We start from the raw sequence: 14,105 nt of genomic DNA on the forward strand, positions 1-14,105 counted from the left end.
TACGTGAACCTCGGGGCAGTTTCCGTCTTAATCTGATCAAGACGGATCGCGCGCGAGCGGTGCTTTGAGCAGCTCGTGGCGTTATGTTTGCGGTGCAAATGCTGGAGGCGTGACGGTGAAGGCAGCGATCAGCGCAATAAGTATCTTGCGAGTATCCATTGCAATATACTCCGAACACGCGCGAACACTCTACTTCGGATCGCATCCGGCTGTCGAGCGCTGACCCAACTCGATGACACCCGAACGATGCCGGAGACATGAGCGACACAAACGGCTGAGGTTTGCTCGCTTATCATCCCGCACGAGTGCGTGACGAATGTCACAGCGACTTAACCAAGAGCGTTCGATGTGGCCGCCGCCTCTGGCAGGGGCACTATCTTGCAGTCTTCTTGCTACACACGGGCGCTGCTTGCCTAGATATGGATACCTCCGGTCAACGATGCTGTCGGTAATCCTACGGGCCAGCGGCGATGCTGAGTGCCTTTAGCGCAACATGTTGAGCCGAATCTGACGAAGTCGTTACCTTGGAGCAAGACATTGAATCGCCGATCGATACACTGTCATTCGTCGGCGGGAGGACGAGCGGATGAAGCGGTACCTATCCGAACCAAAGTCTCATTGTCGGCTTATTCGCGCAACGATCGGTCTGGCTGTGGCATTGGCCGGAGTCTCGTCCGACCCAGCATATGCCGACGAGGATGGCGTTTCATACTGGCTTCCGGGGCGCTTCAGCAGCCTCGCGGCAGTCCCTGCGGTCCCCGGCTGGTCGATGGCCGAGGTCTATTATCACACCAGCGTGTCGGCCTTCGGTAACGCAGCCGCGGCAAGAGAAATCCGCGTCGGCCGGATCCCCGCTAACGTCAATGTCGATTTGAATCTGCGTTTAAACGCGCAGGCGGACCTTGTCCTGCTCAACCCGACCTACACGTTCGCCACGCCGGTACTTGGCGGACAATTGGCAATCGGCATCACCGGCTTGTTTGGCCGATCCGCCGCAACCCTCGACGGAACGCTGACAACAGCGGTCGGGCCCTTTGTGACGACCCGCACGGGGACCCTCTCTGATTCAATCACCTCGGTGGGCGATCTGTATCCGCAAGCAACGCTGAAGTGGAACGCCGGCGTCCACAATTTCATGACCTATTTGACCGGCGACATTCCTGTTGGCGCCTACTCTCCAACCCGTCTTGCTAACCTCGGCATCGGACACGGCGCGATCGACGGCGGCGGCGGCTACACCTATTTCAATGAGAAGGCGGGGCACGAATTTTCCGCAGTCGCCGGGTTCACCTACAATTTCAAGAATCCTGACACGCAATATCGGAATGGCGTCGATTTCCACATCGATTGGGGTGCTTCGCAGTTTCTCTCGAAGCAGCTCTTCGTCGGGCTGGTCGGCTACTACTATCAACAGGTCACGGACGATTTTGGTCAGCCCCCGATCCTTGGGGGTTTTCGGTCGCGCGTGGTGGGAGTCGGTCCTCAGATCGGATACCTGTTTCCGGTCGGTGACCTGCAGGGATATTTGAACCTGAAAGGGTACGGCGAGTTTGCCGCAGAAAATCGGCCAGCTGGCTGGAATACGTGGCTGACTTTCTCGCTGTCGCCAATGGCGCCGACCAGCACGGTCGCGCCGACGCGAAGGATCGTGACGAAGTAAACGCGGCCTACGTTCGTCATCGCGCTTCGATTCTCTCAGCGATTCAGTGACGGGCTTTGGCGACCTGATCCCCCAGTTCGCACTGCGCTGGAATGCGGGCGTCAACAACTATATGACCTACGTCATGGGTGACATCCCGGTCGGCGCGTACCAGTCCGCGCGCCTCGCCAATATCGGGCTCGGACATGGGACGATCGATGCAGGCGGTGGCTACACCGATTTCAATCCGCAGACCGGCCAAGAACTCTCTGGCGTGCTCGGCTTCACCTACAATTTCAAGAACACTGACACGCAGTATCAATGCGGCGTCGGCATGTACTTCGACTGGGGCGCCTCTCAAATCCTGACCAAGCCAGTCCAGGTCGGTCTGGTGGGCTACGTCTATAAGCAGCTCGGTTGCGATAGCGGCTCCGGCGATCGCCTCGGCTGCTTCCGCTCGCAGGTCGCGAGCGTCGGCCGGCAAGTCGGGTTCATCTTTCCGGTTGGCGACATGCAGGGCTATCTGAACCTGAAGGCCAACAAGGAATTTGCCGCGGAAAACCGGCCCGACGGCTGGAATGCCTGGGTGACGTTTGTCATCTCGCCGGCAGCGCCTGCGCCGACCGCGCCACCGAAGCGGATGACTACAAAGTAGTACCCACATCGCGCTGACGATCTCTCTGGAGACCAGCGGCAACACCTGTTGCGCGCATCATCAAGGCTGACGCCCATGGGCGGTCGGCCTTTGCTTCCCATTCAAGAGCGCGAGTCGTTTGAGATGGATCAAACCGATTGATCGCGGCTCATCGATTATTGACAACTAGGAAAAAAGGGCATCCGGGCGTGTACTGCTTCGAGGAGGCAGGCCATGGCGCAACAAGTACTGGGTGGGACTGCCGAAAACCTCGGCCTTGAGGGCCGCGACGTCGGCGAAGCAAAGTCGACTTTCGATCGCCTGTTGAGAGCTTATTTCGCAAGGCTGGTCGGAGAGTTTCCGGCGCTGAGCGACGTCAGCCACGAGCCTCCCCCTGGTCGACGAAATCGCCACTCCCCCTCGAACGAGCCGCACGTAGCGCGCGACGGAGTGGCGTAGCTCTCGCGCCCTGCGCAATGCGGGAACGCCGACGTGAGCTTGATCTGGATCAAGGCCGGTCCCGTAACGTCGTGCCCCGTTATGCCCGACGTTCGCCGAGTGCCGGAGAGTTCACATGTCTCTTGCTGCATCACGTGCCCGCACCGTGTTTCGTCCGTCGCAATCGCGGGCACAGCACTCGCTCCGGCGACTATCCCCATCCGCCTTGTTACCGAACGACGGGCCGTTTGACCGGCGCGGTCGGTTTACCGCCTGCGCCCGGCCAGCAAAGGAGCGCTGATCCCATGAAGAAGACGTGCTTGCTTACCGTCCTTTGCGGGCTTGAGGTTGTCCTGGTCACGGCCGCCCTCGCCAAGGCGCCGCACGCAAAGATCGCGGCGGCCGCCGATGTTCGCCGGCCTGCTCCTCCGGCGGTTAGCTGCGGGAACGGCTTCATCTGCAGGCAAGACCTCTTCGATCGCAACAACCGGAGCAACCTGCGATCCGATTGGCCCGGTCCCCCGGCTCAACCGGGGCAATTCTAGCGCGGTGCCTCGTGGTGGCAGTTCAGGGGGGCATTTGATAGAGTTTGAAGGAGGTCAAGATGACGATGGCAGCATTATCCGCAGCGCTCCTCGGGACCCAACTGCTCGTGATGCCCGTCTCCGATCGCGTCCCCGAATTGAAGGTAGAGGCGACGTGCCAGGCGACCACGGCTGATGACAAGGCAATGGGGCTTGCCCTTTCCCAGAGCTTCGCAGACTGCATGCGCGATGAGTTGGCTGCGCGGCAACAGCTCAGCACGGTGTGGAGCGCTGCGCCAAATCCCCTTCGCGATAGCTGCGAAGGGGAAGCCTCGGCCGGCGGAAGTCCGAGCTATGTCGATCTTCTCACCTGTATCCAAATGGCGGAGTGGGTGAAGTCGCCCACGACGGCACCGCGTTTGAGAGGAGCGAGCAAGAACCGAAATTCGCAGTGATCCGGCGCTCGCTCGCGGAGCGCAACTCGCTTTTATTGGAAGCCCATTCGACAGGGGCTCTCCTGATCATTTGAACGAAGGAGTGATTTGTATGAAACATTTTCCGATCGTTGTCGCCGTGATGACAGCTGCGCTTGCGCCGACTCCTGTGTCAGCCCAGTCGATCAACCTGACCGGCATCTACAAATGTGTCCGAATGTGCCAGGGAAATTTGCCGGCTTACATTACCCAAAACGGGACTGAACTTAATCTCCTGACGGAAGCGGGGCAGCCGTCCCGCGCGTGGCCCGACTGGTACTGGCCGGCAACCCGGATCTGGATCGACGCATTCAGCCAGAGTGCGGTCTATTCGCCGGATGGCATGCTCATTCAGTTCGACAATGGCACCATCTGGCAGCGCGATTTGGGGCCCGTCCCGCCACCGCCGCGCTCTCGCCGGTAAGAGACGGCAGGTGGCAAATTTCGCCATCGGTGCGCCCGTCGCTGTTGGGCGCAAGACTCGAAACGAATAGCGATTCAACAACGGAAGAAGGAGGTCGACCATGAAACATACCTGCAGAAACTGGTGCTTTGGAGCTGCCATTATTGCCGTCGCCGCGATCGGTTCCGTGCAATGGTCGCACGAGCGTGGTCTGTCATTTTCGGTCGACAGCGCGCAGGCGAGGGTGGGACGGCCGGCGACGCCCGCAAGTGTTGCCGGAGTCGCGCGACGGACCACGCGCCGCGCTGTCGTGGGCGGCGCGGTAGCGGCAGGCGCTGCGGCCACCGTCGTGGCGCCGGCATGCGCCCGTGTGCTGGTGAACGGAGTATGGGTCTGTCGCTAGGCAGCGCAAACGATCGAAATCTGATCTATTCACCGAATAACGGCACGAGCAGCAAGGCACATCAGAGATGTCAATATGACGACTGCGCGTGCCTGGTGCAGTGTTGCCGAGGCCGCTCAACCCTGGCGGCGTAGAAAGCCCGTGATCGTGACCTTGTCCCAGATGCCGGCCGCGGCGAAGGGATCGGCGCGGTTGAAGGCTTCGACCTCCGCTCGGCCCGGCGCCTCGATCAGAAACAGGCTGCCGATCATGGTTGCGCCGTCGTCGGAGACGAGCGGCCCCGACATCACGATCTTGACGCCGAAGCGCGAGGTGTCGCTGAGGAAGGTCTTGTGGGCGTCGTAATTGGCGAGCCGGGTCGGCAGCGCGCCGGTGCGGTCGATGGCATGAATGGCGAACAGCATGGTGTCTCCGTTTATGTCTTGGTCTTCTTGGGACGGCCGCGGGTGCGGCCGTCCGTGCTTGTGATGATCGGTTGGGTTACTTGGCGCCGAGCTTGCCGGCGTCCTCGAAGGTCGGGCAGGTCCGCTGCTCCAGCGGCACGTCGAACGGCTGGAAATTGTCCTTGGTGATGACGGTCGGCTTCAGCACGATCTCGCCGATGACGGGCTGACTGCGCAAGGAGCGGATCGCCATCATGGTGCCGAGGCAGCCTTGCGCAAATCCGTTGTAATCGCCGCTCGCGAGCAGCTTGCCGGACTTGATCGCGTCGATCGCCTCCTTGGTGCCGTTGATGCCGATCACCTGCGCCTTGCGGTTGGCGCCGTCGAGCGCCTCGATCGCACCGACCGCCATGGCGTCGTTGGCGGCCAGCACGCCGTCGATCTGCGAATTCGACTGCATCAGGTTTTCCATCACCTGGAGCGCCTGGAGCCGCTGGTAGTTGCCGGGCTGCGAGGCCAGCAGCTTGGCGCCCGCGCTTTCCTTCAGCGCGTCGTTGAAGCCGCGGACGCGGTCGACATTGGTCAGGGAGCCCTTGACGCCCTCGATGATGACGATGTTGCCCTTGCCACCCAGCGTCTTGAGCAGGAAGCGTGCGGTTTCCAGCCCAAGGCTGTAATCGTCGGCGCCGACGAAGGACAGGAATTTTCCGCCGGCCGAGCGGTCGGTGATGTTGACGACGGGGATCTTGGCTTCGTTGATCTTCTCGACCCCCGGCACCATCGCCTTGTAGTCCACCGGCGTGAAGACGATGGCGCTCGGCTTCTTCACCACGACGTCCTCGATCTGGCTGAGCTGCTCGGGGATCGAGTCCGGCTTGGTCGGGATGTACTGCAGCGTCTTCGCGTTCAGCGCTTTCGCCATGTTGTCGGCGCCGACCCGCACCGTCTGGAAGAACGGGTTGGTCTGGTTTTTGGTGAAGACGGCGATGGTCTCGCCGTCGGCACGCACCTCGGTGGTGATCGCGGCCGCCATCAGCAGCGGCAGCGCCAGATAGCCCAGTTTCAGTCTCATGTTGCCTCCATCCCTCATTTTGCTTGTTGGAACTCTAGGAACTCATTGCGCGCGGCGGCGGGTCTTCATGTCGAGCCAGACCGCGAGGATGACGATGACGCCGGTGACGAGCGGCTGCCAGTTGGCGCTGACCGAGAGCAGGTTCATGCCGTTCAGCACCAGCGTCAGGATCAACGCGCCGATGAAGGTGCCGAACACGGTGCCGACACCGCCGAACAGCGAGGTGCCGCCGATCAGCACGGCCGCGATTGCCGGTAGCGTCAGGCTCTCGCCGATGTCGGCCTCGGCCGAATTGAGCCGCGACAGGAAGATGATCGAGGCGAGCCCCGCCATGGTGCCGGAGACGGCATAGACCAGCAGCAGGCGCCGCGCGACCGGAATGCCGGAGAGCCGCGCCGCGACCGGATTGGCGCCGATCGCGTAGATCTCTTGGCCCCAGATCGTGCGCTGGGCAAACAGCGTTCCGATGCCGAGGAAGACCAGCAGCAGGTAGACCGGGATCGGCAGGCCGAACAGATAGCCGCTGCCGATCTGGCGGAAGCCTGCCGGAAAACCGTGAAGGGTCTCGCCCGCCATGTACCAGTAGGTGAGGCCGTTCAGCACCCAGAGCATGCCATAGGTCGCGATGAAGGAGGGGATGCGCAGCGCGGTGACCATGACACCGTTGAGAAGGCCGACGATGCCGCCGCAGGCAAGGCCGGTGAGGATGCCGAGTGCCGGCGAGCCGGTCTTGTGGATCACGGTTCCGGCGATACAGGCCGACAGCGCGACATTGGCGCCGACGGAGAGATCGAGGCCCGCGGTCAGCACCACGAGCGTCAGGCCGGAGGCGATGAAGAAGGTCAGGCTCGCTTGCCTCAGCACATTGAGGATGTTGCCGAGGCTCAGGAAGGAATCGCTGAGCACGGCAAGCACTGCGCAGATCAGCAGCGCCGCGAGCAGGCGATAGAACACCTGGATCGCGTCCTGCGACAGGAAGGAGCGGGGCGGCACGATCGCCTCCTTGGTGATGTCGGTCATGCGCGGCTCCGCAGGCCGTCGAGGAACAGAGCGACGATGACGAGGACGCCGACGCTTGCGACCTGCACCGACGAAGGCATCGAGATCAGGTTGAGTCCATTGCGAAGCACGCCGACCGCGATCACGCCGAGCAACGTGCCAAGCAGCCAGCCATTGCCGCGCTCGAACGAGGTGCCGCCGACCGCGACCGCTGCGATCGCATCGAATTCAAGGCCGAGGCCCGCGGTCGGATGACCTGAATTCATCCGCGCGGTCATCAACAGGCCCGCGATGCCGGCCATGGCGCCGCCGAGCGCATAGACCGCGATCAGCAGCTTGTTCGGCGAGAGGCCGGCATAGCGCAGCGCCTCGCGGTTGCCGCCGAGCGCGAAGATGTAGGTGCCGAAGCGAGTGTGATAGAGCAGGCCGTGAAACGCGGCGTAAGTCACCAGCGCCATCACAATCGGCACGGGCACGCCGAGCAGCGTCGCCGAGTAGATGTCGCGCACGCTGTGGGGAATGCCGACCACGCTCTGGCCGTCGCTGACGATCAGCGACAGGCCCTGGGCCATGCCGAGCGTGCCGAGCGTCGCGACGAAGGGCGGAATGCCGAGAATGGCGACCAGCCAGCCGTTGACGGTGCCGAAGGCGGCGCCGACCAGCAGGCCGGCACCTAAGCCCAAGAGCATCGACTTGGTTGCGAGCGATACGATCGCGACACAGAGCGAGGTCAGCGTCAGCACCGCACCCATCGACAGGTCGAGCCCCTCGGTCATGATGATCAGGGTCATCGGCAGCGCGAGCATGGTGAGGATGGTCGACTGCACCAGCACGTTGGAGAGGTTGGCGACCGACAGGAATCCGGGTGCGATCGCGCTGAACAGCGCGATCAGCAGCACCAGCACGATGGCAACGCCGGGAATGCGTTGCAGCGGATTGGGCTCGGAAACGACCGCAGCTTCACGCATGATGCATCCCCAGTCGCACGATGTTCTCCTCGGTCAGTTCGTTGCGCGTCAGGTGTCCCGCGATGCGGCCCTCGCGCATCACATAGGCGCGGTCGCAGACATGGCAGATCTCGACCTGCTCGGACGAGATCATCAGTGCGGCGGCGCCTTCCGCGACCAGGCGGTCGATCAGCGCAAAAATCTCGGACTTGGCGCCGATGTCGATGCCTCGCGTCGGCTCGTCGAAGATGAAGAGCTTCGAGCCGGCGGCCAGCCACTTGCCGATCACGACCTTCTGCTGGTTGCCGCCCGAGAGCAGGCCGACGGTCTGGCGCGCGCTGGGCGTCGCGATCCTCAGCTGCCGGATCAGGCCGTCGGCCGTGCGCTGCGCCGAACGCTGGTCGAACAGTCCGCTCGGGAACAGTTTTCGCAGCGCCGACACCACCAGATTGTCGCTCACCGACCGCAGCAGAGCGAGGCCCTCGCTCTTGCGGCTCTCCGGGATCAGCGCGATGCCGCGGCGGGCGGCGAGATCAGGCTCGCCGGAGATGGTCTTGCCGTCGAAGATGATCTCGCCGGAGCTGACGGGATCGGCGCCGAAGATGGCGCGCGCGACTTCGCTGCGGCCGGAGCCGACCAGGCCGCACAGGCCGACGATCTCGCCCCGGCGCACCTCGATGTTGATGTCGGAGATCCCGGTCGAGGAGCTCAGGCCCTTGACCTGCAGCAGTACCTCGCCGGGCTTGTCGGCGAAATTGCGCGGATAGGTCATGTCGACGGTGCGTCCGACCATCATGCGGACGAGCTGGTCCGGCGTGACGTCGGCCGGGCGGACGCCGTCGATGCGGCGGCCGTCGCGCAGCACCGTGATGCGATCGCCGAGCGCGAACACCTCCGCCATGCGGTGCGAGATATAGACGATCGACACGCCGTCGGCTTTCAGCCGCGCGATCAGCGCGAACAGGAGCTCGGTCTCGCGGTCGGACAGCGCCGCGGTCGGCTCGTCCATGACGAGGATGCGTGCGTTCTGGCTGATCGCCTTGGCGATCTCGACCATCTGCTGCTGCGCCACCCCGAGCTTGTCCACGATCGTGGAGGGATCGATGTCGAAGCCGATGGTGCCGAGCACGCGTTTGGCGTCGGCGAGGATCTTGCTCCGGTCGATCGTGCCGGGGATGCGGCCCTTCGGCTCGCGGCCGAGGAAGATGTTCTGGGCGATGTCGAGATGGGGGACCAGCGAGAACTCCTGGAAGATCACGGCAATGCCGAGCTTCTGTGCATCCGCGGCCGAGCCGATCGCGACCTTCTCGCCCTTGTAGTAGAACTCGCCGGCATCGGCGCGGTAGGCGCCGCACAGCACCTTCATCAGGCTCGACTTGCCGGCGCCGTTCTCCCCCAGCAGCATATGGACTTCGCCGGGGAAGACGGCAAAGGACACGTCATCCAGCGCCTTGACGCCGGGAAACTCCTTGCTGATGCCGCGCAGCTCGAGCAGCGGCGTGGGTGAGGTGACCTCGATCGGAAGCGCGTCGCTCATGCCTTGGCTCCGCCCGCAAAGATCTTTCCGGGATTCATCAGTCCATCAGGATCGAGCGCGGTCTTGATCGCTCGCATCACATCCACGGCCTCGCCGAGCTCGTCAGCGAGATAGTCGATCTTGCCGAGCCCGATGCCGTGTTCGCCGGTGCAGGTGCCGTCCATGGCAATGGCGCGGGCGACCATGCGGGCCTGGAGCGCCTTGGCGCCCTCAGCTTCGTCCGGTTTTGCCGGATCGATCAGGATCAGCATGTGGAAGTTGCCGTCGCCGACATGGCCGACGATCGGCGCGGTGAAGCCGTGCTCGTCCGCGTCGCGTCGCGTCTCGGTCAGGCATTCCGCCAGCCGCGAGATCGGCACGCAGACATCGGTGATCACGGCGCGCGCGCCGGGCCGGAGGCCCAGGCCCGCATAGAGCGTGTTGTCGCGGGCGTGCCAGAGCCGGCTGCGGTCTTCCTGCGCCTTGGCCCAGGCAAAGCCATGACCGCCATGGTCGGCGGCGATCGCCTCTGCGGCCTCGGCCTGCTCGGCGACGGAGGCCTCGGAGCCGTGGAATTCGAAGAATAGGGTCGGGGCCTCGCGATAGCCGAGCTTTGCGTAGGCATTGATGCCGCGCATCATGACGTCGTCGAGCAGCTCGATGCGCGCCACGGGGATCGCGGACTGGATCACGGAGATCGCGGTGTCCACGGCATTGTGCAGGGTGTCGAAGCTGCAAGCCGCGGCCGAGATCGCCTGCGGCACGGGATGCACCTTCAACGTGATCTCGGTGATGAGCCCGAGGGTGCCTTCGGCGCCGACGAACATGCGCGTCAGGTCGTAACCGGCGGCCGATTTGCGGGCGCGCCTGGCGGTCCGGATCACGCGCCCGTCGGCCAGCACCACCTCCAGCGCCATGACGTTGTCCTTCATGGTACCGTAGCGCACCGCCATGGTGCCGGAGGCCCTCGTCGATGTCATGCCGCCGATCGAGGCATCGGCGCCCGGATCGATCGGGAAGAAAAGACCGGTGCCGCGCAGCTCCGCATTGAGCTGCTTTCGCGTGATGCCGGGCTGCACCACGACGTCCATGTCGCTGTCGTGCACGGCCAGCACCTTGTTCATGCGCGCGAAGTCGAAGCAGACGCCGCCGGCGACCGAAGCCGCATTGCCCTCGAGCGAGGTGCCGGCGCCGAACGGGACGATCGGCATGCCCGCGCTTGCGCACAGCTTCACGATGTCGACCACTTCCTGCGTGGTTTCAGGAAAGACGACGATGTCGGGCGGCAAATTGCGATAATGCGACTCGCTCTGGCCGTGCTGATCGAGCACGCCGCGCGCGACGCTCGCGCGCGGGCCGATCATGCCGGTGAGGCGATCGGCCAATGCTCCTGTGCTGACCCGCGGTCCCATCCTTGCTCCCTGTCTGCCCCGATGACGGACTCTTGCCGGTCCGCTGCGTTGTGGTTCGGCTTAGGCGGCTCTTGCGCTGCTCGCAACCTGCTTCAGGCCGAAATCGTAGTTGAGATGGAAATAGTCGGTGTCCACCATGCGACCATCCGGCGCACGCCCGGCCGGGTGGCGGACGAACTCGCGGATCAGGCTGTCCTTGACGCCGAACACCACGTCGCTGTCGAGATATTTGTCGCCGGCGACGAACACATGGGTCACGAGCTGCTCGAAGCCGGGCGCCGAGATCATGAAATGCACATGCGCCGGACGCCAGGGATGGCGGCCCTGCACCTCCAGCATCTCGCCGACCGGGCCGTCATGCGGGATCGGATAGGCGGCCGGCTTGATCGACCAGAAATGGAAGCGGCCATTGGCGTCGGTGTGGAAGCGCGCGCGCATCGCGAGATTGCCGATCTGGTCGAGCTGCTGCACGTCGTAATAGCCGTCATCGTCGGAATGCCAGACGTCAACGACGGCGCCCGCCAGCGGACGTCCGTCGACGGTCGAGACCGAGCCGGTGACCAGCATGGGATCGCCTTCCATGGGACCGGAGATGTCGGCGCCGATGTCCTTCTCCGGCGCGGCCTGGACGAAGAACGGGCCGAGCACCGTGGTCTCGGTCGCACCTTCCGGCACCGGGTGGTTGATCGCGTCGACCAGCATGGAGACGCCGAGCGTGTCCGACAGCAGGATGAACTCCTGGCGCTTGTCGTCGCACATGTGGCCGGTTCGGGTCAGGAAGTCGATGCCGTATTCCCATTCCTTCTGGGTCGGGCGGACCTCGCGGACGAAGGCGTGAAGGTGGCGCACCAGCGCCTCGCTGACCTGCTTGATGCGCGGATCGGTTGCGCCTGCGATCCGCTCCAGCACCGCCTCCGTGATCGTGGTCTCGTTGAAGTTACGCATGGGTGTCTCCGTTGATCAGAGCTTCGGTTCGCCGAGGCCGGACAGCCGCTCGAGATGCTTGACGGTCGCGATGAAGTCGGCCTCGCCGTCGCCCTGCGCGACCAGCGAGCCATAGGTCTCGCGCACTTGCGCCGCGAGCTGCAGCGGCACGCCGACGGCGTGGCCGGCGCCGAGAATGAGATCGAGGTCCTTGGCCATCTGCTTGCAGGAGAAGGTCGATTCGAAATCCCGCGTTCGAAGCGGCGCGGTCTTGTACTTCACCATCGGCGAGGCCACCGCGCTGTCGTCGAGCACTTTCAGGATGTCCTGCCAGGCGATGCCGCCCTTGCGCGCCAGCGCCAGGCTCTCCGCCATCATTGCGGCCGACACCGCGATCATCAGATTGACCGCGAGCTTGGCGTAACGGGCTTCCTCGCCGGGCCCGAGATAGGTCTGGGCGCGGGTGAAGGCGGCGAACAGCGGCTTTGAATTTTCGAAGGCGTCCTTCGGGCCCGAGACGAAGCAGGTCAGCGCGCCGGTGTGGACGATGCTGGCGTTGCCGGAGACCGGCGCGCGCAGATAGAGGACGCCGCGCGCCTGCGCGGTGGCCGCAACTTCGGTGGAGGCCTCGACACTCACGGTGCTGGTCTCGATCAGAACGGCTCCGGGGGCCATCGCGGCGATGACGCCGGTTGGACCGAGCAACGCGCCGCGCAAGGCTGCGTCGTCCGGCAGCGACGTGATGATCGCTTCCTTGCCGCTTACGGCCTCGGCCGGTGAGGCGGCGATCGAAATGCCCTGTGTTCGCGCCTCGTTGGTCCGTGCCGCGCTCCGATCGAACGCGGTGACGGCATAGCCGGCCTTGGCGACGAGCTGCGACATCGGCAGGCCCATCTTGCCGATTCCGATAAAGGCTACATTCCTTGAAGCGTCAGTCATTGTTGTTGTCCATTGGCGCCTTCAGGCGGCGCGTCCCTGTCGTTCGATATCCTGCACCAGCCGCCGGCCCGATTGCGCCAGCAGCTCCTTCTTCGCCTCCAGTCCCTCGACCAGAAGCCGGCCGTTCCGCTTCTTCCACGCGCCGCCGATCATGACGGCCTCGATGTTGGCGAGGCTCGTCTGCATCGTGACGGTCGCGACGGGATCGTGCACCGGGACGAGATTGAGATCGGATGCGTTGATGATGACGAGGTCGGCGAGCTTGCCCGGCGTCAGCGAGCCGATCTGGCTCTCCCGGCCGAGCATGCGCGCGCCTTCAATCGTGATCCAGCGCAGCGCCTCGCGCACGGGGATCGTGGTGGTCGCAGGAATGGTGCCGCTGTCCCGGCGCGACTCCGCATTGTCGAGTGCCCGCTGCATCGACAGCGCGACGCGCGCGGCGGAGAAGAGATCGCCGGCCAGCACGGATTCCAGATCAATGCCGATCGTCGGCCGGACGCCGCGCTTCAGCAGGCGTCCCGTGATCGGGAAGCCGTGGCCCTGGATCATCTCGTTCTCGGGCGTGACCGAGAACGACACGCCGAGATCGACCATCCGGTCGAGGAGATCGTCGGGCAGATCGTTGCCGTGGACGATATTGACGCCGGCACCGACGAGGCCGGCCGCGATCAACTTCTCCCAGCCATCAGGCGTCTTGGCCGGACCGCCGCCCTGGTGCATCGAAGCGATCAGCTTCAGCTCCCGCGCCAGGCGGAAGTCGTGCATGGCGACGTCGAGCGTCGAATAATGCGGACCGAGGATCGCAAGCCCGAGCGTGACGAGACCGTCGCGGTCGGCGAGGGGGCCGGCGAGCAGCCGCTCGACCTCGCGGCGCGGATGCGGCACTTCCGAGAAATGCGGCTCGCCGGGCTTCGGCTCCGGTTTCGGCGAGCCGTGGAAGAACGCGGCGCGGATGCCGCTCTCGATCAGGCCGCGCACGGCGGCATCGGTGTGATCGGGCGTCGGATTGTTGTGGCACCAGTCAACCAGCGTGGTGGTGCCGCAATTGATCTGGTTCAGCGCGCCGGCCAGCGTGGCGATGTAGATGTCGTCGGGCCGGAACACGGTCGCGAGCCCGGCGTGCATGCGCCGGAAATATTCGAGCAGCGTCCAGTTCGCGGCATAGCCGCGTAAGCCCGTCTGCCAGGTGTGCATATGCGCGTTGACGAGGCCGGGGATGACGATGCGCCCCTTGCCGTCGACGATTTCGGTCTCGGCCGCGCCGCTGCCGAGGTCGATCGACGGCCGCACGTCAACGATGCGGCTGCCTTCGACCAGCACGTCGCCGGTGCGGAGGTCGCCGATCGCATCATCCATGCTGATGATGGTAGCGGATCTGATCAGCGTGCGGCGCATCGCT

13 protein-coding genes and 1 pseudogene are annotated in these 14,105 nt (G+C 64.2%); 5 read left to right on the plus strand and 9 right to left on the minus strand.

The window, feature by feature from the left end; translation table 11 throughout:
- Nucleotides 1-586 precede the first annotated feature (586 nt).
- The 5 genes and pseudogenes from AAFG50_RS12100 to AAFG50_RS12120 all read left to right on the plus strand — a co-directional run bounded on the left by AAFG50_RS12100 (nucleotide 587) and on the right by AAFG50_RS12120 (nucleotide 4,132).
- Nucleotides 587-1,660, plus strand: coding sequence for a transporter (locus AAFG50_RS12100; RefSeq protein WP_011085453.1), 1,074 nt, complete (start codon nucleotides 587-589; stop codon nucleotides 1,658-1,660).
- A 19-nt stretch (nucleotides 1,661-1,679) separates the two neighbouring features.
- A pseudogene (locus tag AAFG50_RS12105) lies at nucleotides 1,680-2,294 on the plus strand (transporter); the annotation flags it as partial.
- Between the two features lie 213 nt (nucleotides 2,295-2,507).
- Nucleotides 2,508-2,732 carry a hypothetical protein gene (locus AAFG50_RS12110; protein WP_131234236.1) on the plus strand — a complete coding sequence of 75 codons (225 nt, stop codon included), beginning with the start codon at nucleotides 2,508-2,510 and terminating at the stop codon, nucleotides 2,730-2,732.
- A 583-nt stretch (nucleotides 2,733-3,315) separates the two neighbouring features.
- Nucleotides 3,316-3,690 carry a hypothetical protein gene (locus tag AAFG50_RS12115; protein WP_028175569.1) on the plus strand — a complete coding sequence of 125 codons (375 nt, stop codon included), beginning with the start codon at nucleotides 3,316-3,318 and terminating at the stop codon, nucleotides 3,688-3,690.
- Nucleotides 3,691-3,781: 91 nt separating this feature from the next.
- Nucleotides 3,782-4,132: a hypothetical protein gene (locus AAFG50_RS12120; RefSeq protein WP_162185823.1), complete on the plus strand. Its 351-nt coding sequence runs from the start codon at nucleotides 3,782-3,784 to the stop codon at nucleotides 4,130-4,132.
- A 498-nt stretch (nucleotides 4,133-4,630) separates the two neighbouring features.
- On the opposite strand, the gene AAFG50_RS12125 is transcribed toward AAFG50_RS12120, so the two are convergent.
- The 9 genes from AAFG50_RS12125 to AAFG50_RS12165 all read right to left on the minus strand — a co-directional run bounded on the left by AAFG50_RS12125 (nucleotide 4,631) and on the right by AAFG50_RS12165 (nucleotide 14,101).
- Nucleotides 4,631-4,918 (minus strand): YciI family protein, encoded by a 288-nt coding sequence (locus AAFG50_RS12125; RefSeq protein ID WP_011085458.1) that lies wholly within the window; start codon nucleotides 4,916-4,918, stop codon nucleotides 4,631-4,633.
- Nucleotides 4,919-4,994: 76 nt separating this feature from the next.
- Complete coding sequence (locus AAFG50_RS12130; RefSeq protein ID WP_028175566.1) at nucleotides 4,995-5,969, minus strand: sugar ABC transporter substrate-binding protein; 975 nt, start codon at nucleotides 5,967-5,969, stop codon at nucleotides 4,995-4,997.
- A 42-nt stretch (nucleotides 5,970-6,011) separates the two neighbouring features.
- Nucleotides 6,012-6,989, minus strand: a complete 978-nt coding sequence (locus tag AAFG50_RS12135) for an ABC transporter permease (protein ID WP_011085460.1) — start codon at nucleotides 6,987-6,989, stop codon at nucleotides 6,012-6,014.
- Nucleotides 6,986-7,936, minus strand: a complete 951-nt coding sequence (locus AAFG50_RS12140) for an ABC transporter permease (protein WP_011085461.1) — start codon at nucleotides 7,934-7,936, stop codon at nucleotides 6,986-6,988. The genes AAFG50_RS12135 and AAFG50_RS12140 overlap by 4 nt, the downstream gene beginning before the upstream one ends.
- Nucleotides 7,929-9,452: a sugar ABC transporter ATP-binding protein gene (locus AAFG50_RS12145; protein ID WP_028175565.1), complete on the minus strand. Its 1,524-nt coding sequence runs from the start codon at nucleotides 9,450-9,452 to the stop codon at nucleotides 7,929-7,931. The genes AAFG50_RS12140 and AAFG50_RS12145 overlap by 8 nt, the downstream gene beginning before the upstream one ends.
- On the minus strand, nucleotides 9,449-10,843 hold the full coding sequence (locus tag AAFG50_RS12150; protein ID WP_028175564.1) for an FAD-linked oxidase C-terminal domain-containing protein: 1,395 nt from the start codon (nucleotides 10,841-10,843) through the stop codon (nucleotides 9,449-9,451). Before AAFG50_RS12150 ends, AAFG50_RS12145 begins: the two co-directional genes overlap by 4 nt.
- 60 nt (nucleotides 10,844-10,903) lie before the next feature.
- A complete protein-coding gene (locus AAFG50_RS12155; protein WP_028175563.1) occupies nucleotides 10,904-11,788 on the minus strand; it encodes an intradiol ring-cleavage dioxygenase in 885 nt (294 codons plus the stop codon).
- Between the two features lie 15 nt (nucleotides 11,789-11,803).
- Complete coding sequence (locus AAFG50_RS12160) at nucleotides 11,804-12,706, minus strand: NAD(P)-dependent oxidoreductase (protein ID WP_028175562.1); 903 nt, start codon at nucleotides 12,704-12,706, stop codon at nucleotides 11,804-11,806.
- Between the two features lie 21 nt (nucleotides 12,707-12,727).
- Nucleotides 12,728-14,101 (minus strand): amidohydrolase family protein, encoded by a 1,374-nt coding sequence (locus AAFG50_RS12165; protein WP_028175561.1) that lies wholly within the window; start codon nucleotides 14,099-14,101, stop codon nucleotides 12,728-12,730.
- Between the last annotated feature and the right edge of the window lie 4 nt (nucleotides 14,102-14,105).

It is taken from the genome of Bradyrhizobium sp. B039 (genome assembly GCF_038965675.1).
GTDB lineage: Bacteria > Pseudomonadota > Alphaproteobacteria > Rhizobiales > Xanthobacteraceae > Bradyrhizobium > Bradyrhizobium diazoefficiens.

What these genes read in the sequence shown, in the direction of transcription:
- AAFG50_RS12135 (WP_011085460.1), bottom strand. Translation starts at nt 6,989, where the DNA reads ATGACCGACATCACCAAGGAGGCGATCGTGCCGCCCCGCTCCTTCCTG.
- AAFG50_RS12110 (WP_131234236.1), top strand. Translation starts at nt 2,508, where the DNA reads ATGGCGCAACAAGTACTGGGTGGGACTGCCGAAAACCTCGGCCTTGAG.
- AAFG50_RS12165 (WP_028175561.1), bottom strand. Translation starts at nt 14,101, where the DNA reads ATGCGCCGCACGCTGATCAGATCCGCTACCATCATCAGCATGGATGAT.
- AAFG50_RS12145 (WP_028175565.1), bottom strand. Translation starts at nt 9,452, where the DNA reads ATGAGCGACGCGCTTCCGATCGAGGTCACCTCACCCACGCCGCTGCTC.
- AAFG50_RS12140 (WP_011085461.1), bottom strand. Translation starts at nt 7,936, where the DNA reads ATGCGTGAAGCTGCGGTCGTTTCCGAGCCCAATCCGCTGCAACGCATT.
- AAFG50_RS12155 (WP_028175563.1), bottom strand. Translation starts at nt 11,788, where the DNA reads ATGCGTAACTTCAACGAGACCACGATCACGGAGGCGGTGCTGGAGCGG.
- AAFG50_RS12120 (WP_162185823.1), top strand. Translation starts at nt 3,782, where the DNA reads ATGAAACATTTTCCGATCGTTGTCGCCGTGATGACAGCTGCGCTTGCG.
- AAFG50_RS12130 (WP_028175566.1), bottom strand. Translation starts at nt 5,969, where the DNA reads ATGAGACTGAAACTGGGCTATCTGGCGCTGCCGCTGCTGATGGCGGCC.
- AAFG50_RS12100 (WP_011085453.1), top strand. Translation starts at nt 587, where the DNA reads ATGAAGCGGTACCTATCCGAACCAAAGTCTCATTGTCGGCTTATTCGC.
- AAFG50_RS12115 (WP_028175569.1), top strand. Translation starts at nt 3,316, where the DNA reads ATGACGATGGCAGCATTATCCGCAGCGCTCCTCGGGACCCAACTGCTC.
- AAFG50_RS12150 (WP_028175564.1), bottom strand. Translation starts at nt 10,843, where the DNA reads ATGGGACCGCGGGTCAGCACAGGAGCATTGGCCGATCGCCTCACCGGC.
- AAFG50_RS12125 (WP_011085458.1), bottom strand. Translation starts at nt 4,918, where the DNA reads ATGCTGTTCGCCATTCATGCCATCGACCGCACCGGCGCGCTGCCGACC.
- AAFG50_RS12160 (WP_028175562.1), bottom strand. Translation starts at nt 12,706, where the DNA reads ATGACTGACGCTTCAAGGAATGTAGCCTTTATCGGAATCGGCAAGATG.